This window comes from Erythrobacter sp. (assembly GCF_039988855.1).
In the GTDB taxonomy this organism is placed as follows: domain Bacteria; phylum Pseudomonadota; class Alphaproteobacteria; order Sphingomonadales; family Sphingomonadaceae; genus Erythrobacter.
The window spans coordinates 1-22,406 of the sequence record NZ_JBDXIY010000015.1 but is presented as its reverse complement, the minus strand read 5'-3'; the positions used below and the strand labels follow the sequence as shown (position 1 = coordinate 22,406).

The following is a 22,406-nucleotide window of genomic DNA, read 5'->3' as shown; positions in this document are numbered from 1 at the left end:
GGCCTCATTCAGCTACGGCGCGTAGGAGTTGCAACTCCACCGCCGGAAATTGGGAATACGCGGGCATTTCGACACTTTAGTTATCCAAAGATCGAAAATGCGCGGTTCACGCAGGGATGCGAAATAACCGATCACATGCATGGTAACGGGCACAGCCAAAAACAGCAGGATCATCCAAATGCTGCTCATCAAGTCGGCCAAAATCAGGAAAGCGATTGTCGTCACCATCATATTGATGATGAAGAAATTCATCGTCACGCCTGCAAACATTTGCGGACGGGTCAACGTGCGGTGCACCGGATGGCGGATGAGGTCGCTCAAGGCTCTAAATCCCCGCGCCGCCTGCAATGGTCGCGACCAAACGCGGCGCGCCAAAAATGATGAAAACACCAATGATAACGGTCATCCCATAACGCCAATTCATTCTGCCGGTCAGCATCATAAAGCCAACGCCTGCGACAGCCATTACCGCAAGCGCGGTTGCGATTGGCCCAAGCAAAATGCTCTGCATCCAAAGCAATGCGCTGGTGATCGGATCACCGCCTTGATTGGTCGCCTGCTGAGCCAAAGCCGCGCTCGGCATCGCTGCGACTGCCGCACTAGCAGCAAGGGCGCTCAATCGAGCTGGCATGCGAAAGTGTGTTTTCATTGCAGTTCTCATATCCCTTCAATCATAGAGACGGCGCCAACCGTCCAATCCCTCATCTTTTATCTATGCACTGACCTCGCCGCATGCTGTGCAGGAACCCGCGAATGATTGGCAAGGCGGCCCAAAATGGCAGCAACATAGTGTTTTGTCTCGCGAATGTTTGGCACACCATCCGCACGCTCCACCCGTCCAGGTCCAGCGTTGTAGGCGGCCAACGCTTTTTCCAGATCTCCATCAAACCGGTCGAGCTGCTCGCGCAGATACCGCGCTCCGCCTTCTAGGTTTTGCATGGGATCATCCGGGTCCACGCCAAGATAACGTGCCGTGCCCGGCATCAATTGCGCAAGCCCGCGCGCGCCAGCAGGCGACACCGCACCTTCGCGCCAACGGCTTTCCTGCCAAACCACCGCTTCCAAAAGTGCCGGACTTAGGTCAAATCTTTGAGAAAGCTCAGCAATCTTGGCGGTATATTCTGGCGGTATTCCTTCAGCGTGCGATTGCGGATTGGCGACAATATGGTCCGGTACGACGATGTTATTCACATCTGTGACGGTAACATTTACAAGTTGAACCACAGGTTGCGGCGGACCGCCTGCAACCCAACGCGCTCCGTCAGGAGTGATCTCCAAAACATCGGCACGAGCAGGACTGGCAAGCGAAACGCTTACAAAAATAGCCAAGCCAATGGCGGTCAATCTTGGTCTCGCACGCACGAGAATCATCCCAGGCCCTCCGATTGTGACCCAATGTCTAACCTAAATGACAAGTCGGTTACAGCCTAGCCTTTTAAGGCAATTGCTATGCGCGATGCGAGAATTGCTTCCAATGCTCCAATTACAAACGTCAAAAGGGGAGCAAAACTGCTCCCCTCTTCACATTCGCCACTCTATTTGACCGCGATAATTTTTATTGGCGTGCTATTGTTCGCTTAGGGTCAACTGTTGGTTTACCGCGGGGAGTGGGCGAAATTCACCCGTCTCAAGCATATTGATCGCAAGGCGGGCGAGTTTGCGCGAATTTGTTGTACGGCCATCGGCTGTATCCAGTTCAATCACGTCTCGCGATGTGAGCGCATTTTCGAACAAAACGCGCGCCTCGGCCTCACTGCCGGTCTGTGCAAGGGCAATCCCAAGGTTGATCATAACAGCAGGGTCATTGGGGTGCTGCCTCAATTGCGATCTCAGCATTTCAATCGCTGCTGATGTGTCGCCGCTGACAAGAGCGGCGGATGCAAGGCCTTCGCGGTTTGGCTCAACCTGCTGCGCAATCGCAGGAGTAGCGGCAGCAAGGCCAAGTCCAGCAAGCAATGCAAGACCAAAGGTCATTTTGTGCAACATGGGCATATCCCAACTCCTCTCAATCCGAAGATCAAATTGGCGCAAAGCCCACGCGATGGCAACAAAACTGCAATGTTGTCACATTTCCGAAATGTTGTGCATCACTTTCATTTAAAATCAGCATCTTAACTCAAAACATATATCATCAAAGCGCCAGCTCAAGACATGACCAAATGGTCATCTTTGTCATAGTTTTGACACATGACAAAACTGTCACGCAATTCGTGAGCATGGCAAAAATTCTGTCACACGCGGCCCCTAGCGAAACCCAACGCGAGCCAAATCGCGCCATTTGATTCTTGGTTTTTTAGGGGACAGCTTGCTGTGAAAAAATTCAATCGTACTCTCGTTTTTGGTGCTGGCATTGTCGCTCTGGCGGGCTGCGGCGCGGACGAAATCGTTTCGCCCGGCACTTCTGGTGACATCATTATTAATAACCCAGCGCCGACATCAACACCACCTGCTACTGGCGGGACGGTCACTCCTGCTGCGGGTTGTCCAACAATCGCATCGACCGGCGGCCTTACCGACGGGGGAACAATCAGCGGTCCAACCGGTGAATATCGTGTTTGCACTCTGCCAAACTCTTTTAATGCAGACGACAGCCTACCGTTTATTGATGGGTTGCTTTACCAAATTCAGAACACTGTCACCGTCGGTGATGACGAAGGATTTGGCAGCACTGGCACTGAGGTAACTCTGACGGTTGAACCGGGTGCAATCTTCTTCGCGCAGGCATCTTCCGCTCTCATCGTCAATCGCGGCAATGCGATCAACGCAAGCGGCACGCCAACGATGCCGATAGTATTCACCAGCCGTGACAACGTCCTTGGGCTCAACACCGATAACAGCCAAGCCCAATGGGGCGGCATTGTCATGCTTGGCCGCGCGCCTGTTTCTGATTGCCAAGACAATGTGTTCAACACCGCAGCCGTTCCAAATGCCAACCCAGCGTGCCAACAACGCCTCGAAGGGTCGGCAGCGACATTCTTCTTTGGCGGCGATGATGACGCTGATTCATCGGGAACCTTTGAATATGTTCAAATGCGCTTCTGCGGCTTTGAACTTACGCAAGGCAACGAACTTCAATGTTTGACAACTGGCGGCGTCGGCAGCGGCACCACATTCAACCACATCATGTCATTCAATAGCTCGGATGACGGCGTTGAATTCTTCGGTGGTACAGTCAACATGAGCCAGCTTGCTGTGATTGGCGCATCGGACGATTCAATCGACGTGGACTCTGGGGCTCAGGCCAATATCGAAGACGTTGTTGTCGTTCAGCGAGGCAATACAGGTGACAGCATCATTGAATTCGATTCGCCAGACGATCTTGCAGACGGCACACCCGGCAACGCGATCCCGCAAAGCCGCATGCGGGTGAACAACTTCACCTTCGTTCAGCGTTCCTCGGCTTCTGGACAGGCCGTTCGCGCGCGTGGTGGTCCTGCCCTTGGCCTTACAAACGGTGTGATCGACGTAAACACCGATGACAGTGTCTGTATCCGGATCGATGAACAAATCACTTTGGCAGCGATCATCGGCTTTGACTCAGTGATCTGTGACGGGGTCAATCGCCCTGTTCGCGGTTCGTCTGGGGTTAGCGATGCCGAAGTACAAACGGTTGTCGATGCGGGCACTAACAACGATCTCACCTTCACATTGTCACTCACAAACAATCTGGTGAACGGTGCGAATGAGAACGGTGTCACAGCCTTTGATGCAACTTCTCGCTCCATGTTCTTCAGCTCATCAAGTGTGATCGGCATCGTCGAAGCTGACCTTAGCGCGAACTTTGGTGATTGGACCTGTAATTCAAGCATCCAAGATTTCGGTAGCGCAACCGGCGACTGCACGTCGCTGCCGGTTTATTAATCGCGCCTTTTGCATAGAGGGCGGCGCGGCGTCTGACGCAGCGCCCCCTTTTTCAAACATTTGCAGGGCTCTTCGAGAGTTCCAGTCAGATTTCAGACCTATTTCATGAGGGGGTCTATTATTATGTCGATCGGCACACGCCTCGCAGGCTTGCTGCTTCTTACTTCGTCGCTCACCTTTCCATCAATCCTTCACGCACAAACGGCTGATAAAGTCGGTGATGATGAAAGCCCGGTGACTCAGGGCGATAACCTTGCCGAAGAAGAACAAAGTGGTGAGCAAGAGTTAGAAATTTCGGTACCCGGCGGCCGCATCATCGTCACCGGTCGTCGCAACCGCGATCCGGCGCGCTCTTCGACACAGGTGCTCAACGTCTTAACTGAAGCAGATATTGCCCGCACTGGCGAAGGCGATATCGCAGGGGCGCTAACCCGAGTAACTGGCCTTTCAGTTGTTGGTGATGGCCGCGTTTTTGTGCGCGGTCTTGGTGATCGCTATTCGCTTGCCCTTCTAAACGGGCTACCTCTCCCAAGTCCGGAACCACTTAGCCGGGTTGTCCCGCTCGACATCTTTCCTACCAATGTCGTAGCATCTTCGCTGGTCCAAAAGACATATTCTGCAAACTACCCCGGCGAATTTGGCGGCGGTGTGATCAACCTTACGACTAAGGCTGTTCCAACCCAGGATTTCCTCACAATAAGCGTCGGCGCAAGCGGCGATAGCGAGACGACCTTTGAAAACGGGCTCACCTATTTCGGGTCCGACCTCGACTCCTTTGGTTTCGACAATGGTAATCGGGGTCTCCCTTCTAATCTCCAAGCCTTCTTCGACAGCGGAGAGCGGATTGGGTCGGTCCCGCTTTCAGCTACTGAAGGTATCGCAGGGCAATTGTTCCCAACCAACCTTGTCACCTTGCAACGGGTCGACAACCAACGCCCGAACTTTTCCGGCTCGATTACAGGCGGTTTGTCGCTTGATCTTGGCGAAGAAACATTCCTTGGAATTGTCGCGACGGCTGGCATCAAGAATAACCTTCGCAACCGTACTGTCCTAAGCCAAAGCGGAAGCGGCGATCTTAGCGAGGTGTTCCAGCAGCAAGAAACCTTCATCACCGATGAGAACATCCTTGTGAACGGCCTATTGAGCTTTGGTCTTGATATTGGCGACCACACGGTTCGTTGGACCAATCTCTACATTCGCGACACGTTAAAAACCGCTCGCCTTTCAGAAGGTTTCGATATTTTCCCCGGCGTTACTGGCTTTGATTTCCAAAACCAGCAAACCGCATGGTTTGAACGCCAGTTGATCGACAGCCAGCTTGTCGGTGAGTTCGAGTTTGATCGCTTCGGCGTTGATGTGCGCGGTGGTTATGCGCGTACTGACCGCGAGGCACCTTATAACGCGAACTTCAGCTATACACGCACGAACTTTCCAGGCGATCCGTTTGGCGATCAATTCGTTGCATACTTCAACCAATTGTCGGACGCAGGCATCTCAACCGTCGCATTTGATGATCTTAGCGAAGAGCTCTGGTTTGGTAGCGTGGATTTGTCTTACGAGCTGCTCGACAATCTCGAGGTAACGGCCGGATATGCTTATTCCGACACCACACGCCGTTCGGAAAGCCGAGAGTTTCGTCCGTTCATTTCCGGCGATGTTGTCGATGACAGCGTCGTGCCAGCCCTTGGTCTTCGCCTTCCGGGCGACATTATCAATGGTGCAACCCTCGCTGGATTCAACGTCACTTTGACCGAAGCAACCCCGTTCCCAGTGTTTGACGCCGGTCTTGAAATTAACGCAGGTTATGGCCTTGTGCGCTGGGTCCTTACGGACACGCTCACACTTGAGGCAGGCATTCGATATGAGGAAGCATCGCAGGTTGTGGCGCTTGATCAATCGGTGTTCAACACACCGATCCCCGGGGCGACGCCCACGAATCTCAACAACGATTATTTCCTGCCCAGCGTCACCGCAACATGGGAGCCAATTCCCGATCTGCAGTTGCGTTTGTCGGCGTCCAAGACAATCGCTCGTCCGCAGTTTCGTGAACTTGTCGAGCAGGTCTACTTTGACCCAGAAAGCAACCGCGAGTTTGTCGGCAATCCGCTTTTGAACGACAGTGAGCTTTTCAACCTTGAGGCACGGTCCGAATATTATCTCGGCGGCGCCGACAAGGTAAGCGCTGCCGGCTTTTATAAGAAGATCGACAACCCGATTGAAAACACGCTGCAATCGGCATCAGGCGTAGTCAGAACAGGTTTTGCGAACGCTCCAACTGCAGAGCTTTACGGTACAGAGTTCGATTTTGTTTACGGCATTGATCTTTATGGTCTGGGCGGAAGCTTCTTTGAAACCAAGCAGGTTCTGATCCAGGTGAATTACACCTTCACACAATCAGAAATTCAGGTCGGTCCGGATGATGTTGCACCTATCATTGGAGCCCCGAACCAGCTTGCAAGCCTGCTCTTCGATGATGGCGCGCGTTTAGTTGGACAATCGGACCACATTGCGAACTTTTCCATCGGGATCGAAGACACCGAAAAAACCCAGCAGGCCAGCGTTTTGGTCAATTACGCAAGCGAGCGTGTGACTTTGCGCGGCGGCCCTCTTCCAGATGTGGTTGAAGACCCCGGCTTTACGGTCGACTTCGTTGCAAGGACCGAACTCGGCTTCCTTCGTGAAGGTGTGGAGTTGTCGATGCAGGTGCGCAACATCTTTGGCCGCGACAATTTCGAATTTCAGGAAAGCGAAACTGGTCGCCTCGAAATCAATACATTTGATGTGGGCAGGAGCTTTTCAATCGGGGTTAAAGCGGAATTCTAATCGGCACCCTCTCCCGCCGACAACTGGCCGTTCCCTTGGTTTGCAGGGGGCGGCCATTTTTGCTGAGATTTACGTTCTAAAACCGATTGGGGAAACGAGGGAGGATTAGCCTCACATCAGATCAAAGACGTAGCCTCTTTTTCGTACAGTCCGCAGAGGATTGCCTCCACCTGCCTGTTTGATCGCACGGCGCAAACGGCCAACCCAAACATCAACCGAACGCTCATCCAAAGGCGGTTCGCTTTTGCCGAGGCCAGCGATGATCTCTTCGCGGGTTAACACCACTCCTGCATTTTCAGCAAAGAAACGCAGGAGGCGAAATTCGTTTGGCCTCACATCGACGACCTTGCCCCTCCAACGCACTCGTAATGCGGACATGTCGATCACCATATCACCGCGCTCCAAGGTGCGGATTACATGAGCCGCGCAGCTGTGTTTTTGCAAGGCAAGCACGCGGTCCAAAACCAAGGTCCGATCAAGCGCTCCAACTATGTAATCGTCAGCGCCCGCCTTTAATGCTCGCCTGCGATCTTCGGCATTGTCCTCTTCCAAAACAATCGTCACATGCGCTTCGCTTGTGCGTTGATCGGCGCGAAGACGGCGGCACATTTCAAGGCCCGCCAGATCATCCATCACCCAATCGACAAAGGCCCAAACCGGACCATCGACAAGCCTTTCTGGGCCGTCTGGACCGATCCGACCGAAGACAAATCGTCTTTCATCATGGACAAAATCCTCAAACCCATCCCCAAGCTGGCTTGTGAGAAAAATATTGATGACTTCCATGATGTGAAATGCCCACCGTTGCCCACTGTTTTATGAGCTTTGGATGACGCATTTCTGTGACGCGTTTATGACGAAAGCGCGCGGTTTATTGACCTTCTGATTTCACAGTCACGCGGTCCATCGGCGCCATGGGCATGCCAAGGCCCGTTGGCCATTTGGGCCGGTAAGGCGCCTCTAACCGCGTGGTCTCTTCCTCAGTGAGTTCAATGTCCAAAGCAGCGACCGCATCATCGATATGATGAGCCTTGCTTGCCCCGATAATGGGAGCTGTGACCCCCGGTTTGGTAAAGTGCCACGCGAGCCCAATGCTCGCCATTTTTGCGCCTTTTGCCTCGGCTATTTCAGCTAGCGCGGTGATGATTGCGCGGTCCGCGGCATCATCATCCTTGTAAAGCACCTTGCCCACCCCGTCGGTTTCGCTTCTCACAGTGGTCTCCCCGACAGGCCGCGCAAGGCGTCCGCGCGCAAGCGGGCTCCATGGGATCACGCCGACGCCCTGATCTTCGCATAAGGGCAGCATCTCGCGCTCTTCCTCGCGGTAGAGGAGATTGAGCTGGTTTTGCATAGAGATAAACCGCGTCCAACCGTTTGCACGCGCGGTTTCTTGCGCTTTGGCAAACTGCCATGCGTACATGGACGATGCGCCAATATATCGCGCCTTGCCCGACTTCACGATATCGTGAAGTGCTTCCATCGTCTCTTCGATTTGGGTCGTATCGTCCCAGCGGTGTATTTGAAACAGATCGACATAATCCATGCCAAGCCGGGTCAGGCTGTCATCGATCGCCTGAAACAGCGCCTTTCGAGAGAGTAATCCGGTATTTGGCGCACGCCGCCACGGGATGTACGCCTTTGTCGCCACGACGATCTCATCGCGGGCTCCCATCTCGTTAAGCAGCTTGCCTGTGATCTCTTCCGAAGTACCGCCAGCATAACCATTGGCGGTATCGAAGAAATTGATCCCGGCCTCCAACGCTTGGCGAAAGAAGGGACGGCTTTCATCTTCATCCAAAAGCCAATCGCCATGCCATCCAGCCGACTTATCGCCATACGTCATGCATCCAAGGCACAGGCGCGATACGGAAAGGCCAGAATTTCCAAGCCGGGTAAATTTCATCAAAACGCTCCTTCAAAAAGCATCATTTTGGCGCAAAGTTTGACACACTTGACACACTGTCCAAGGGCAAAAAACCTAAGAGCCCCAATTTGGTATCATCAGATTGATTTTTATGACTTTTATGGCCCTGCCTCGCAAATTTAGCCTTCCATCATTCCGGCAAAAATGTAGGACTTGTTTTTAGCATCTCAGCGGCCCTGTAGGAAAGCACACAGTCCGCCCCTAAGCGCAAGCTTATTGGAGCGTCAGGCCGCCGTCGACTACCAAAGTGTGCCCGGTCACATAGGATGATAACGGCGATGCAAGAAACAGCGCCGCACCCGCCATATCCTCAGGCGAGCCAAGCCTTCTCAATGGGATCCGTTGCAGCACCCCTTCAAGGCGTTCGGGGTGCTCAGTGGTAACGGTGGTGATCTTGGTCGGCACCAGACCCGGCGCAATACCATTCACACGGATACCATCCCTTGCCCAAGCCGCGCCGAGCGTCTTCACAAGGCTCACCGCGCCCGCTTTCGACGCGGAATAGGCAGGGTTGCCGATGTTCGCTCTGAAACCCGCAACCGAGGAGACGACCGTCATTGATCCCTTGGCCTCTACCAGCCGCGAGTGAAAAGCGCGCGCCACATCCATCACCGAATTGAGGTTCACATCGATCACATCATCCCATCCTTCACGCTCAAACTCACCGCGCGAATACCGCACGATGCCTTGACTTTGGATGAGGATATCAACGGGCCCAAGGCTCTCTGCCAAGGCGGCGGCTGCATCGCGGTCACTGACGTTGAGCTGCGCGTAGGAAAGCCCGGTAAAGTCGCTGTCTTCGGCTTCGAGATAGTCGCCTTCATCGGGCCGTGTTCCCGTGACCAGAACCTGTGCCGCGGCCCTGCGAAAGCTCTGCGCGATACCGTTGCCAATGCCGCTTGAGCCGCCGACGACGACAACGCTCTTGCCCGTGAAATCGAGTAGGTCGGTCATAGTTTTTCCTCAGATAGCCTCGCCCTCAAATCTCGCGGCTGACGACTTCCTTCATGATCTCGCTCGTGCCGCCGTAAATGCGTTGGACTCGCGCATCGCGCCACAACCTCGCAATCGGATATTCGTTCATATATCCCGCACCCCCGTGCAATTGGAGGCAGGCATCGACCATCTCCCATTGCATCTCTGTGTGCCACAGTTTTGCAGCTGAGGCCTCACCCGTGGTCAGTTCGCCGCGAAGGTGGCGGGCAATCGCCCAATCGAGGTGCGCCCAGCCCACTTGCAGTTTGGCCGATAGGTCCGCGAGGGTGAACTTGGTGTTCTGGAACTGGAATACGGTGCTGCCAAAGGCCTTGCGCTCTTTGGTGAACTTGACCGCTTCATCAAATGCGCGCTGGGCCCCGCCCATGGCCGAAACCGCGATAGAGAGGCGTTCTTGCGGAAGCTCTTCCATCAAATGGATAAAACCGCGATTTTCTCCGCCTAAGATGTTGGTTTTGGGCACGCGTACGTCTTCGAAGAATAGCTCGGATGTGTCGGCAGAATGCTGTCCGATCTTGTCCAAATTGCGCCCGCGCGCAAAGCCGGGTGTGCCCGCGTCCACTAGGATCAACGAAGTGCCTTTGGCCCCCGCGCCCGGATCGGTCTTCGCAACCACAATAACCACATCGGCGTTTTGGCCATTGGTGATGTAGGTTTTGGAGCCATTGATGACGAGGTGATTGCCATCTTCGACCGCCGTTGTGCGAATGCCCTGAAGGTCACTGCCCGCGCCCGGTTCAGTCATGGCAATCGCGGTGATCACATCGCCCGAAATCATGCCGGGGATGTATTTTTCCTTCTGCTCAGGCGAACCGAGGCGTTCAAAGTAATTGACGGTGATGTCGTTTTGCAGAGTGAAGCCCGCAGCGGACCCCAAATAGGCAAGCTCTTCGGTGAGGACGCAATTGAACCCGAAATCGAGGCCAAGACCGCCGTTCTCTTCCGAAATCGTGGGGCAAAGCATGCCCGCCTCGCCAAGCGCCTTCCATGCAGAACGCGGGACGATGCCCTCTTCCTCATGCTTGTCGAGGTGAGGTTCCATATGTTCGGCAAAGACTTTGCGCACCGTTTCACGGAACGCTTCGTGATCTTCGTTATAGGCCGAGCGGTTGGCGACTTCGAGCATAGGCGGAGATCTCTCTTCATGTGATTCAAGTTGCGAGCGGCAACTGACCTGAGAGGCGGCCCTAAGTAAAGCGTGTTTTTGCTAGGGTTGGGGAGCGCCTGCGCCCTTAGCCTCCTGCTTTCAATATAAAGAACACTACTGCCAATGCCGACATCACAACAATGCCGACCAAACTCAGAGCCCGGATCGTAGGGCTCGGACGGTGGCTATCAGGCATTTCGCAGCGGGTCATCACGAGATGATTGACCAGTGCTGTCGCTGGTGCCACCACAAAGAATATCGATGTGACCAAGTCGATAAAGGTCGTAAAACTGTCGAGCATCAGGCTCAGAAATACAAAACTGAGCACGCTGAAAAGGATGAGGAAAAGCGCATAGGTCGACTTGCCTGCCGTCCCGCCAATATCGCCGCGATACTCCTGATACATCGCTCCATAGCCGCGCGCCGCTCCATCGAAAGATGCCGCCATTGTGGTCACCATAATGCACAGCGCAGCAATCCCTGCGAAAAATGCGGGCACCGGGCCCAGAGTATCGCCGTAAAGCCTGATAATTTGAGAGGCGAGATCAGCTGCTCCGCTTTCTGCTGTGATCCCTCCTGCATGCATGACGCCGGCGCCCAAAATGCAGAAACACACGGCGAGAAAGCTGGTCAGAAGATAGGCTGCGAGAAACCCTTTACGCGATGCATCGAGGGAAAGCTTCTCATGTCCGCCTGCCTCGTTCTGGCTGGTGAGTGTCCATAGCGAGATGTCCACCGACTGTCCCATGACCGTCGGCATAAAACCGGCCAACGCAACGACGAACAAAATCGCCATCGGGTCCATTGCCCAGTCAAAACTGAACGCGCTGCTCCATTGCACCTGCGGGAATGCAAGAGCCGCCGCCCAAACGGTCGCCAAGGTGAGAAAAACGAGCAAGAATTTGCTTAGCCGCTCAAGCCATCCGTACCCGCCAGCCAACAAAAGGATGAGGGTCACTGCGATTACGATGAACGTTAGGGTAAGGATGGGAAGCTCACTGCCGGTAACAGCCGCAAGGATTGCCGCCGTGCTTATGCTAATCGCACCAAGCCCAATGGGCAGCAGCGCCATGTTCATCACCGCAAGCACCACCACCAGCCATGGAGATAGCGACCGATAACCGCCGATAAGCGTCTTGCCGGTCCCATGGGCATAATCGAGACCAAAGCGAAACGCGGGGTACTTAAACAGGTTGAACAGGATGATGACGGCGATCAAGGCGGCCCCATACATCGCACCTGCCCGCGTAGATTGGACAAGGTGCGAGACACCGATTGCAGCGCCTGCAAAAACTAAGCCGGGACCTGCCGCCCGTTGCAAAGTCTGAAAATCCACCCATCCCCCTAATCCAAACGCATCTCATGCGCTTGGGGAGTTAGGTACACCTGTCTCTGATCAAAGCAATCGGCAAGCGGGCAATATCTCTACCCTACGAAAGCACGTTCAATCACGAATGAACCGGGCTTGTTGTTTGCGCCTTCTTCAAAGCCGCGCTCTTCGAGGTCGGCTGCATGATCCTTAATCATCGACATCGAACCGCACAGCATGACGCGGTCGGTTTCCGGATCAAAGCGTTGTGGGCCTTTGGATTGCTCAAACAGACGGCCATCTTCGATGAGGGTTTGGATGCGCCCTTGGGTGCGGAAATCTTCGCGTGTCACTGTGGGCACGTAAATCATACGCTCGCGCTGGTCGTCTTCGAGCAATGGGTCGCCTTCGAGCTTGCTCTCAAGAAGCTCACGGTATGCAAGATCAGTCACGCGGCGCACAGAATGCACAACGATGATTTCTTCGTATTGCTCATACACATCTGGATCGCGCACAAGGCTCAAAAACGGCGCAAGGCCCGTGCCAGTTGAGAGCATAAACAGACGTTTGCCTGGAAGAAGCGCATCGGTCACAAGCGTGCCCGTTGGTTTCTTGCCGAGATAGATCGGATCGCCTTCCTTGATATGCTGAAGCCGCGAGGTCAGCGGACCGTCCTGCACGATGATCGAAAGAAACTCGAGTTCCTCGTCATAAGACGGCGACGCCACCGAATAGGCGCGCAATAGGGGTTTTCCGTCTTCCTTGGGAAGGCCGATCATCACGAACTCCCCCGAACGGAAGCGGAAGCTTGCCGGACGTGTCATCTTGAGCGTGAAAAGCTCTTCATTCCACTTATGAACATGAGTGATGGTCTCAACCGAAACCGCGCCGCTTTCATTGAAAGCATCGCGTGGCGGGATCGGAGAAGTGACAGCTGTATCAGTCAATTTCGGCCTCAAAAACTTGTGCATGACGCAAAGGAATCGCGCCAGTTGTGGGGCGCAAATGGCTCTTTCGCCTAGTTACATCAAGGTAGATTAGCAATTGGGGGGCGAAGTGAGACTTTTGGGTGAGACTTTTGGGTGAGCCTTCCCATCTCCGCCCCCATCAACTGCTGTTAGTTCCAACCAGCGCGGTCGAAAATCTGAACCGCTTCTGCCTGACCAGCGCCAATTGTTGCGGCGTTCAACGTGTCTGCGCGGAAAGTTCCCATCTCTTCCAATGCAGAATTACCCTTAAGACCGGTGACGGCCGGGTATTCGTTATTGCCATCGGCAAAATACCGCTGCGCGCTTTCGCTTGTGAGATATTCAAGGAAGGCAATGGCATTCTCGCGATTAGGAGAATTCACTGTCACGCCCGCGCCGCTGACATTGACATGCGCACCGCGATCACCCTCTGCCTGATTAGGGAAGATAACGCCAAGGGCATCGAAAACGGCGCGCTGCTCCTCATCACCGCCAGCAAAGCGGCCCAGATAATAGGAATTCACTACACCAATGCGGCATTCGCCTGCTGCAACGCTTTCGATCTGGGCTGTGTCATTGCCTTCGGGTGGCCGTGCAAAGTTGGCAACAACGCCCTTCGCCCAAGTTTCCGCTGCCGCAGCGCCGTCATTGGCAATTATGCTAGAGAGCAGTGAGATGTTGTAGATATTCGATGACGAACGGATGCAAATTGCGCCCTTCCATGCCGGATCGGCAAGATCAGCATAGGTGTCGAGGCCTTCTGGAACACCGGCTTCCTTGTTGTAGATGATCACGCGTGCACGAGTGGATAGGCCGAACCACAGCCCGTCAGGGTGGCGAAGGTGATCGGGAAGACGCTCGGCAAGCACGTCCGATTCAACTGCAGACAAAACGCCCGCTTCTTCCGCGCGCCAGAGTCGGCCTGCATCAACGGTAATCAAAAGGTCAGCCGGCGAAAACTCGCCCTCGCTTTGGATACGCTCGATCAAAGCGTCCGCTTCGGCTTCGATACGATTAACCTTGATGCCGGTTTGCTCGGTAAAATCATCATAGAGCGCCAGATCGGTGTCATAGTGACGCGAAGAATAGACATTCACCTCACCGTTGTCGCCAACCTCGGTTTCACCGCAAGCAGTAACAGCAAGCGCCGCCACGCAGCCCAGAATCAGTTTTTTCATGAAATACCCTTTGCCTTCTAATTGCGAATGGATTGCAATAGTAAGCTTGAGATTGCAAGCCTTAAGTCTTCAAAAACGCTCTTACGCTGCCCGCGTGCGGTACAACCCGGTAACGCGCACCTTCTTCGACCGGCGCGGTTGACTGCACGGTGATCTCTTCACCCTGAACCGACTGAAGAAGCAATCGGCTTGCAACACCCAAGGGATGAACATCGACCACTTCGAGGCCTTGCGGGTCGGCCACACAGCCAAGCGTTTCAGCATGAACCAGCAGGTCGAGCTCCGCCTCTTCCGGCACATCACCAGCGACGCAAGAAAGCGGCCATGCACCCATCGAGGTAATCAATGCGTCCCCTTTACGCGTTGCCGAAACTATTTGCGCTCCCCCGAATATCGCCCCCACCGACGGTGTTGTTGGCCGTTCATGCAAATCTTCCGGCGTGCCGAATTGAATAATGCAGCCACTTTCCATCACTGCAATTTGATCAGCAATATCCAAAGCTTCTTCTGGGTCGTGCGTCACCAGAATTGTGGTCGTCCCCGCCTCACGCAAAAGCCTGCGGCAATCTCGGCGAAGACGGCGGCGAAGGACAATATCTACGCTCGCAAAAGGTTCATCCATCAAGAGCACCTGCGGCTCTGGCGCCATCGCTCTTGCCAAGCTTGCGCGCTGTTGCTGTCCGCCGGAAAGTTCGTGCGGAAAACGCGGGCCCAGCCCCGTAAGCCCGACACGTTCCAACCATTCCTCGATCAAGGCCTCATCGCCGCCGATGGAACCAGAACGGGGAAGGCCAAAGGCGATGTTCTTGGCAATCGTCATATGCGGGAACAGCGCACCATCCTGGAACACAAGGCCGACCGGGCGCGCTTCGGGCGGCGGGTTTATACCAGGAGCCGCCATCTCATTGCCGTCCACGCTGATGGTGCCAGCTTGCACAGGCAAAAGCCCCGCCGCCAAGTTCAACAAGGTTGACTTGCCCGAGCCTGACGAGCCAAGCAGGCAAGTGATCTTTCCGCTTGGCGCAGTAAAGGCAATATCGCTAAGCGCTTCCACCCTGCCGGTCCGACCGGTGTAAGCATGGGCAATATGTCGAAATTCAAGGCTCAAGTAATTGTCCGATGCGAAATTTGTCTGCGGAACTTTGCGCGATGAGTCTTAGGCATTCGACCGCCCGTCCGGCAAGTGCGCAAATGACCTTTGCGCGCCGCCTTGATGGTTGGAGCATGGGCGCATTGGTGTTGGCCGCGCTTGCCGCTTTGCCGATTTTCGCCATTCTTATTTCGGCACCCAGCGGCGGGTTTGAAGCAATCACGCACCTCGCGCGCACCGTCCTTGGCAGCTATATCGCGAACACTTTTGCACTGATGGCGATGGCGGGCACGCTTGCGTTGGTCGTCGGCACCACTTGTGCATGGCTGGTGAGCGCAACGCGTTTTCCCGGACGCAAGGTTTTGGCATGGGCTTTGGTCCTGCCTCTCGCGGTGCCAGCCTATATCGCGGCCTATCTTTATGCCGATTTGCTCGATTTCACCGGCCCTGTGCAAAGCGCATTGCGCAGCGCGACCGGGCTTAGTGCAGGCGAATATTGGTTCCCAAAAATCCGCTCGCTTGCAGGCGGCGCTTTCGTGCTCGGCATCGTCCTTTACCCGTATGTGTACCTGCTTGGCCGCGCCGCTTTTGCAGCGCAAAGCGTTTCGCAGTTTCGCGCCGCACGCAGCCTAGGCGCGCGCGCCACTCGCGCCTTTTGGCGCGTTGCTCTGCCCGCTGCGCGCCCAGCGATTGCTGGAGGATTGGCCTTGGTCCTGATGGAAGTGCTCGCCGACTTCGGGGTCGCGCAATATTTTGCCATCCCTACATTTTCGACCGGCATTTTCCGTAGCTGGCTGGCAATGGGGGACAAGCAGGCAGCGCTTAAACTTGCAGCCATGATGCTGCTTTTTGTGATCGCTTTGATCATCTTGGAAGCAAGAACTCGCCAAGGCCGCGCCGTTAGTAAGGATGCACGCGCCGATGATGAAGCGCTGGTGCAATTGACGCCAATCGGCAAAGTTTTGGCCATGACACTTTGCACCGTCCCGGTGCTCTTGGGGTTTGTCATTCCAGCAGGACATTTGATTTCGATGGCCGTAAGCGATGCCGCGATTGGCGCGGCTGGCGATTTGTGGTCATACGCAAGCGGAAGCCTATGGCTGGGCCTTGGTGCAGGCTTCGTTTGCGTGGTCGCTGCGCTCCTCCTTGCGTTTGCGAAGGCCCGGTCTGAAAGCAGCGCGGTGAAAGCCTCTATCCGTGTTTCCACCCTAGGCTATGCGCTTCCCGGCGCGCTTCTTGCCGTCGGCCTGCTTGCGCCTTTGGGGGCCGCTGACATCGCTCTGAGCCGATTTGCGCGCGATGTCTTTGGATATTCTGGCGGGCTAGTCCTGACCGGCACAGGGGCGGTGCTCGTCTATGCGCTTTCGGTCCGCTTCCTCACCGTCGCTTACAACAGCGTTGACGGCGGGATGAGCAAAATTCCGCCCTCACTCGCGGCGGCTGCCCGATCGCTTGGCGCTGGGCCCACACGGGTGCTAACGCGCATCTACGCCCCGCTTTTGAGCCCAAGCCTTGCTGCCGCTGCTGCGCTCGTGTTCATCGACACTGTTCGAGAATTGCCTGCAACACTGATCCTTCGTCCCTTTAATCTGGAAACGCTCGCCACCAGAACCTATCGCCTTGCCAGCGATGAACGACTGGTCGAAGCCTCGATCCCGGCGCTTATCCTGCTCGCGGCGGGGCTCATTCCGGTTCTGCTATTAACGCGCACAGGGAAAAGCTAGGCCCGCAAATCCTTCGAAGATCCCAAGCTGATATGAGATGTGATGCTTGCCACTTGGGGAAGCACACCAAGAGTGTCGGCATGGAATGTCTTGTACTGAGCAAGGCTATCAACCTCGACGCGCAAGAGATACTCAACCGAACCAGTGATGTTGTGACACTCTCGCACTTCGTCGGCAACCGCCATCGCTTGCTCGAACGCCTTGGCATCCTTTGCAAGGTGAGCCGACAGCCCCACCATCACAAAGGCAGTGATGCTGCCGCCAAGCTGGCTTCGATCAAGCACGGCACGGTAGCCCTTGATGAGGCCGCTTCGTTCAAGCTCCTGAACGCGGCGCAAGCACGCGGAGGCGGAAAGCCCGACATGGCTTGCCAAATCGGCATTGCTGATTCGACCATCTCGCTCAAGCCGGTGCAATATTCTTCGATCAATCTGATCCATCTGTGAATTTTCTTCGGATATAGCCTCTCAGTCAACTCATTTTGCAAGAAAACCTCCCGGATGGCGCGCTATCCTTGTGAATGAAACTAATCAGAGGGACGTGATCATGGCCGCTGCCACATTGAGCAAAACAGCGATACTACCGCTTGCCGATTACGACATGTCGGCCGGACGCGGGTTTCTTTGCCGGCACAATGCGTCTGAAGTTGAGCTGCCCGGTGCATGGGCCGATGCCGCCAAGGTCGCGCTCAAACTGCCTCACGTTCTCCCGTCAAACAGCGTCCGCGCATTTCTCAAGCGCAACCTTCCTGCACCCGAGGACCTTTCCGATGTATCGAGCTTGAGCGACGAACAGGCGCGTATGGCGACGGTGCATTACACCTTTATGGTTCAGTCCTACATTTGGGGTGAGACCTCGCACACCAATGTCCTTCCGTCTGCGCTCGCGGTGCCTATGGTCGCGCTCGCAGATCGGCTCGATCAACAACCACTTCTGACATACAGCTCCTACGTGCTCGACAATTGGTCGTTGATCGATCCTGCTCGCCCACTGGCGCTCGACAATATTCAAATGCTCCAGAACTTTCTTGGAGGTCAGGACGAAGCATGGTTCGTGCTTGTCCATGTCGCGATCGAAGCCGCCGCAGGAAACGTCTTTGCGCGGTTTGCCGATATTGACGCAGCGGTGAAGGCGAAGGACATCAATGTGGCCCGTGCTCACCTCGAAGAGACGGCGCAAACCTGGTCTAGGATCAACGCCTTGTTCGACCGCATGCCTGAGCGGTGCGATCCCTATATCTATTTTGAACGTGTGCGGCCTTATATCCATGGGTGGAAGGACAACCCAGCCCTTCCCAATGGCGTCATCTACGAAGGCGTTGAGCGTTACGGTTCGAAAACTCAGGCGTTTCGCGGGCAAACCGGTTCTCAATCATCAATTGTACCCAGTATGGACGCGCTTTTGGGCGTCGGTCATGCAGCCGATCCCCTTCGCGCTTTTCTCGACCAATTGCATGAATACCGCCCGAGCCCGCATCGCCGATTTGTCGATGATGTGCGCGCAAACAGCACTCTGCGGCAGTTCGCAAAGGACCAGCAATCGGCGTCATTGAATGATGCCTACAATGCTAACATCCAAGCGGTCGCAGATTTCCGCACGCGGCACCTAGAATATGCCGCGAGCTATATCAACAAACAGGGCAAGCGAACCGCCGGCAATGACACAGAGGTCGGTACAGGCGGCACCCCGTTCATGCGCTATCTGAAAAAGCACAGGGATGAGACCCGCGACAATTTACTCTAATCGATCAACCATGCGCGCGAGTTGCGACTTTTAATCGTCCGCGGCATCAAGGTATGCGATCACATCAGCGCGGTCTTGCGGATTTTTGAGGCCCGGAAAGGCCATCCGCGTGCCCGGCATGAATTCACGCGGCGCCTCGAGATATTCGTACATAACTTCTGGGGTCCAAGTAACGCCGATATTTGCGTTGGCATCCGAATATCTGAAACCTTCGATTGAACCTGCATCGCGGCCAATCACACCGTAGAGCGATGGACCGACGGCGTTCTTGCCTTCCTCAACGAGGTGACACGCGCGGCACTGACCGAACACTCTCTCACCTGAAGCAGCATCGCCGCTAAGGTCAGCGAAAGTAACAGCAACAGCAGGCTCTTCAGCCGCCCCATCTGAAGGCGTGTCATCTTGAGGTTGTTTGCTGCCGCAAGCAGCCAATGCCAATACAGCAGGCACGAGGGCCGAGGCCATAACAATTTTACGCATTGGACATTCCCTTTTTCACATTCAAGATGCGCCCTTAAGTGCAATGCTGGGCTCATCCAATCTGAATCACACGGCAGGGGCTTAGAGGTGTTGCCGCCGCAGTTCAACGAGTTCCGAACCGGCTTTTGCGGCGGACTGAAAAGTTCCAGCAAGCAGAGTTCGAACCGCACAAAGAAGGATTGCGTGAAATCGAAAACGCTCCCTTGGATGGCCGGCGATCCATTCTGCAAAGGGGGAGAAGCTTTTCGCTTTCGATTGCCTTTGGCGGGCGGCGCGTTAAACAATACGCCCATGAAAAACATGCCATGGCACACTAAGCTCGTTCTCGCTCTCACCGCGTTCCTGCCGCTTTATTTCATTATCGCTGCACTCGGCGCAAAAACCGGCCTCTGGGGCTGGCAATTTGGGCTTGGCGCAATGACTTTCACAGGCGGCCCTTATGTGGTCGGCATTGCAGGCATTCTTGCCCTGATCTCTCTCATAATCGGATTGGTCAATTGGTCTGGACGCAAGGCGGAAAAGGCAGATGGGGTTAAGCGCCCTCGCAGCAAAATGGTCGTCGGCTCGGCAATTCTTGGCCTGATCGTCGTTGCTGGCTTTGTCCTCTTCGCCCAATCGGCTTCGTCTACCGCAGGCGCGAACCCTATTTATGACATCGCAACCGACACCGGCTCGCCTCCGACTTTTTCGGCTCACGTGATGAAACAGAGAAAAGCAGAGGAAGCCAATCCGGTGAATGATTACCAGGTTCCCTTTGGCGAGCTCGATAAGTTTGCGGGAAGCGCGCCGGAATTTGCGATCCAAAACCACGCACAATTCATTACGGAGAATTATTCCGACCTACGCCCACTTCCCTTGGGCGGTGCAAGCCGCGCCGATGCGGTCGCAGCCGTGGCGGCGGCGATGGGAAGCATGAGCTTTGACGATATTCGTCAGGATGCCGAAGGGGGCCGCGTTGAAGGTGTCGCTGTGACTTTCTGGTATGGTTTCAAAGACGATGTCGTGGCGCGCATTGGCGACAATGAAATCGACTTCCGCTCGGTCAGCCGTGTGGGAACAAGCGACCTTGGCGCGAATGCTGCGCGCATCGCTGAGCTTCGCGAAAAGGTCGCGGCTCAAATCGGTCAGCGCTAGAGTTTTAGCGAAAGGTTGAAGCGGCAAGTGCGCTGCGTTGAACAACGGTCAGCACACACAGTCCTGCATAAACATATGCGATCACGCCAAACCATGCCGGGAATAGGCACATGGCGATAAACACCGCAATGGTTTCAGTGCCCTCTGCCAGCCCGGTCGAATAGAAAAAGCTCTTCTTTCCGTGATCCTGCGTCTCTTCGCCGCGCTGGGCGGCGATGACCGCAAAGGCGAGGAAGCTCACCCCCGTGAGGACAAAGCTTGCCACCAATACCAGCGCAGGCAGCGTGTTCCCGCTTGCCAAAATGCCGAAACCTACTGGCACTGAGACGTAGAAGGCGAAATCAGCAACTATATCGAAATATCCGCCCAATGGCGTCGGCGCGCTAGCCCTTGCCACCGCCCCGTCAAGCCCATCGAGCAAGCGGTTGGCGAGGATAAGAACAAGGCCGAGCCAGATATTCCCGAACGCGATAGCCACTGCCCCGCCTAGCCCAATAGCCAGCCCTGTGAAGGTGAGCGCATTGGCGCTGATCCCCGCGCCTGCAATCTTTGCGCCAATGGCGTTCAATGGAGGATCGATCAAAGGGCGGATTTTCGCGTCGAACATTAGAAAGTCACCAACCCAATCCAAGCGCCTGTCATCGCCGTTGCGATATTGCCCGCCGCCCAGCTTTTCATGCCAAGCCCCGCAGCTTCAGCCCGGCGTTCAGGACAAAGCGTACCAATCGTGGAAACAAGCAAGCCAACGCTGGCGAGGTTTGCCACCCCGCAAAGCGCATAAGTGACGATCAGCAAGCTGCGCGGTGAAAATGTGTCTTCGGGCAGAGCGGCAAGCTCCAAATAGGCGACATATTCGTTGAGAACCGCTTTGGTGCCCATCAGGCCGCCCGCTGCCTGAGCTTCGGCCCAAGGCACTCCGATAAGCCACATGAAAGGCGCAAATATCCAACCAAAAATGCGCTTTAATGTCAGAGGCTCTTCGCCGACGAGCGGAAGGAGAGAAAGCACTTGGTCGGTGAGCGACACCAATGCAAAGACCACAATGATCACCGCGATAACGGCAAGGAACAATTGCATCCCGTCCATCGTGCCTTTTACGATAGCATCAATGCTGCTTTCATATTTGAGGCCGTCTTCGGTTTCGCTGGTCTCGGTCGCTGTGTCGTCCACGCTGCTCGGCACCATAAGCTTTGCAATCAGGAGCGCAGCGGGGAGAGAGACAAGCGAGGCGGAGATCATATGTCCGACCGCATCAGGCACCGTCTCGCGCAAGGTGGTCGCATAGAGGATGAGGATCGCACCCGAAATCGTCGCCATCGCAAGAACCATGATCTGGAACAATTCCGCGCGGCTAACCTTGGCAAGATAGGCGCGCACCACAAGCGGGCTTTCCACCACGCCAAGGAACATATTCGCACCTCCAGAAAGGCCCACGACCCCGCTCACTCCAAGTGTACGGCGAAGAAGGAAGGAGAGCCCGTTCACGAGCCATTTGAGCACGCCCCAATGCCATAAAAGCGCGGCCAATGCGGAGAACACGATTACCAAGGGCAATATCTGAAAGGCAATCACCAGTGGCGGCTGCGCGCCTTCCTTGACCTCAAACGGCAAGTCCGCGCCGCCAAGGTATCCGAACATGTAGGATGACCCATCAAAGGTCGCGCGCTCAATTGCAGAAACACCTGCATTGGCAAGCATGATAACGTCCCACACAAAAGGCACCTGCACGATCAGCAGGGCCAGCGCGAGTTGGAGACCCAGCGCCCCGGCAATCCATTTCGCGCTAGGTCGCCCCGCGCGGTTTTCGCTTAGGCCCCACGCAAGGAGCAACAGCACCGCAATGCCGAATATCCCTCGAAATTGGTCGAAATACTCCATGGGTCCTATGCTTATCCGCGCCGCCAATCGTGGTATTTCTCGACATAGCTTAGGAGCTTTTCAGGCTTACGGGCTTTCTTCCATTCGCCTGCTGCAAATTTGTTGCCCTCTGCCATGGTTGGGTATGGATGGATGGTTCCAAGGATCTTGT

General features: G+C 55.2%; 21 protein-coding genes. 5 read left to right on the top strand and 16 right to left on the bottom strand.

The annotated features are described in order from the left end of the window. Positions 1-12 precede the first annotated feature (12 nt). From ABJ205_RS03055 to ABJ205_RS03040, 4 genes are all read right to left on the bottom strand, one after another. Positions 13-321 (bottom strand): VirB3 family type IV secretion system protein, encoded by a 309-nt coding sequence (locus ABJ205_RS03055; protein ID WP_348158207.1) that lies wholly within the window; start codon positions 319-321, stop codon positions 13-15. Positions 322-325: 4 nt separating this feature from the next. After that, positions 326-649, bottom strand: a complete 324-nt coding sequence (locus ABJ205_RS03050; RefSeq protein ID WP_348158204.1) for a TrbC/VirB2 family protein — start codon at positions 647-649, stop codon at positions 326-328. 59 nt (positions 650-708) lie between these two features. Further along, entirely contained in the window at positions 709-1,371 is a 663-nt protein-coding gene (locus tag ABJ205_RS03045; protein WP_348158201.1) for a lytic transglycosylase domain-containing protein, read from the bottom strand. Positions 1,372-1,566: 195 nt separating this feature from the next. Continuing rightward, the gene (locus ABJ205_RS03040; RefSeq protein ID WP_348158198.1) at positions 1,567-1,992 is read right to left on the bottom strand and encodes a tetratricopeptide repeat protein; all 426 of its coding nucleotides are present in this window, start codon (positions 1,990-1,992) and stop codon (positions 1,567-1,569) included. Between the two features lie 318 nt (positions 1,993-2,310). Here ABJ205_RS03040 and ABJ205_RS03035 point away from each other — a divergent pair, with 318 nt between their 5' ends. Together ABJ205_RS03035 and ABJ205_RS03030 are read left to right on the top strand one after the other, a co-directional pair. Beyond that, positions 2,311-3,861, top strand: a complete 1,551-nt coding sequence (locus ABJ205_RS03035) for a hypothetical protein (protein WP_348158195.1) — start codon at positions 2,311-2,313, stop codon at positions 3,859-3,861. A gap of 123 nt (positions 3,862-3,984) precedes the next feature. After that, entirely contained in the window at positions 3,985-6,684 is a 2,700-nt protein-coding gene (locus ABJ205_RS03030; RefSeq protein WP_348158193.1) for a TonB-dependent receptor, read from the top strand. Between the two features lie 111 nt (positions 6,685-6,795). Here ABJ205_RS03030 and ABJ205_RS03025 read toward each other — a convergent pair whose 3' ends face one another. From ABJ205_RS03025 to ABJ205_RS02990, 8 genes are all read right to left on the bottom strand, one after another. Then, positions 6,796-7,470: a response regulator transcription factor gene (locus ABJ205_RS03025; RefSeq protein WP_348158190.1), complete on the bottom strand. Its 675-nt coding sequence runs from the start codon at positions 7,468-7,470 to the stop codon at positions 6,796-6,798. A gap of 85 nt (positions 7,471-7,555) precedes the next feature. Continuing rightward, a complete protein-coding gene (locus ABJ205_RS03020) occupies positions 7,556-8,587 on the bottom strand; it encodes an aldo/keto reductase (protein WP_348158187.1) in 1,032 nt (343 codons plus the stop codon). Positions 8,588-8,821: 234 nt separating this feature from the next. Continuing rightward, positions 8,822-9,562, bottom strand: a complete 741-nt coding sequence (locus tag ABJ205_RS03015) for an SDR family oxidoreductase (protein WP_348158185.1) — start codon at positions 9,560-9,562, stop codon at positions 8,822-8,824. 25 nt (positions 9,563-9,587) lie between these two features. After that, positions 9,588-10,730 carry an acyl-CoA dehydrogenase family protein gene (locus ABJ205_RS03010; RefSeq protein ID WP_348158183.1) on the bottom strand — a complete coding sequence of 381 codons (1,143 nt, stop codon included), beginning with the start codon at positions 10,728-10,730 and terminating at the stop codon, positions 9,588-9,590. 106 nt (positions 10,731-10,836) lie between these two features. Beyond that, positions 10,837-12,087: a hypothetical protein gene (locus tag ABJ205_RS03005; RefSeq protein WP_348158180.1), complete on the bottom strand. Its 1,251-nt coding sequence runs from the start codon at positions 12,085-12,087 to the stop codon at positions 10,837-10,839. Between the two features lie 89 nt (positions 12,088-12,176). Then, on the bottom strand, positions 12,177-13,007 hold the full coding sequence (locus tag ABJ205_RS03000; RefSeq protein WP_348158177.1) for a ferredoxin--NADP reductase: 831 nt from the start codon (positions 13,005-13,007) through the stop codon (positions 12,177-12,179). A gap of 170 nt (positions 13,008-13,177) precedes the next feature. Beyond that, a complete protein-coding gene (locus tag ABJ205_RS02995) occupies positions 13,178-14,206 on the bottom strand; it encodes a Fe(3+) ABC transporter substrate-binding protein (protein WP_348158174.1) in 1,029 nt (342 codons plus the stop codon). Between the two features lie 61 nt (positions 14,207-14,267). Next, a complete protein-coding gene (locus ABJ205_RS02990) occupies positions 14,268-15,314 on the bottom strand; it encodes an ABC transporter ATP-binding protein (RefSeq protein ID WP_348158171.1) in 1,047 nt (348 codons plus the stop codon). Positions 15,315-15,355: 41 nt separating this feature from the next. Between ABJ205_RS02990 and ABJ205_RS02985 the strand changes: the two genes are divergently transcribed. Continuing rightward, the gene (locus ABJ205_RS02985) at positions 15,356-17,020 is read left to right on the top strand and encodes an iron ABC transporter permease (protein WP_348158168.1); all 1,665 of its coding nucleotides are present in this window, start codon (positions 15,356-15,358) and stop codon (positions 17,018-17,020) included. Here ABJ205_RS02985 and ABJ205_RS02980 read toward each other — a convergent pair. Continuing rightward, on the bottom strand, positions 17,017-17,460 hold the full coding sequence (locus tag ABJ205_RS02980; RefSeq protein ID WP_348158166.1) for an Lrp/AsnC family transcriptional regulator: 444 nt from the start codon (positions 17,458-17,460) through the stop codon (positions 17,017-17,019). The two genes, ABJ205_RS02985 and ABJ205_RS02980, sit on opposite strands and share 4 nt — an antisense overlap. A 106-nt stretch (positions 17,461-17,566) precedes the next feature. Between ABJ205_RS02980 and ABJ205_RS02975 the strand changes: the two genes are divergently transcribed. Continuing rightward, complete coding sequence (locus ABJ205_RS02975; protein WP_348158163.1) at positions 17,567-18,763, top strand: indoleamine 2,3-dioxygenase; 1,197 nt, start codon at positions 17,567-17,569, stop codon at positions 18,761-18,763. 30 nt (positions 18,764-18,793) lie between these two features. Here ABJ205_RS02975 and ABJ205_RS02970 read toward each other — a convergent pair whose 3' ends face one another. Then, the gene (locus ABJ205_RS02970; protein WP_348158161.1) at positions 18,794-19,243 is read right to left on the bottom strand and encodes a cytochrome c family protein; all 450 of its coding nucleotides are present in this window, start codon (positions 19,241-19,243) and stop codon (positions 18,794-18,796) included. Between the two features lie 291 nt (positions 19,244-19,534). Between ABJ205_RS02970 and ABJ205_RS02965 the strand changes: the two genes are divergently transcribed. After that, positions 19,535-20,377, top strand: coding sequence for a DUF1499 domain-containing protein (locus ABJ205_RS02965; RefSeq protein ID WP_348158159.1), 843 nt, complete (start codon positions 19,535-19,537; stop codon positions 20,375-20,377). Between the two features lie 4 nt (positions 20,378-20,381). On the opposite strand, the gene ABJ205_RS02960 is transcribed toward ABJ205_RS02965, so the two are convergent. Next, entirely contained in the window at positions 20,382-20,984 is a 603-nt protein-coding gene (locus ABJ205_RS02960; protein ID WP_348158157.1) for a CDP-alcohol phosphatidyltransferase family protein, read from the bottom strand. Then, positions 20,984-22,255, bottom strand: a complete 1,272-nt coding sequence (locus ABJ205_RS02955; RefSeq protein ID WP_348158154.1) for a nucleoside transporter C-terminal domain-containing protein — start codon at positions 22,253-22,255, stop codon at positions 20,984-20,986. Before ABJ205_RS02955 ends, ABJ205_RS02960 begins: the two co-directional genes overlap by 1 nt. Positions 22,256-22,406 lie beyond the last annotated feature (151 nt).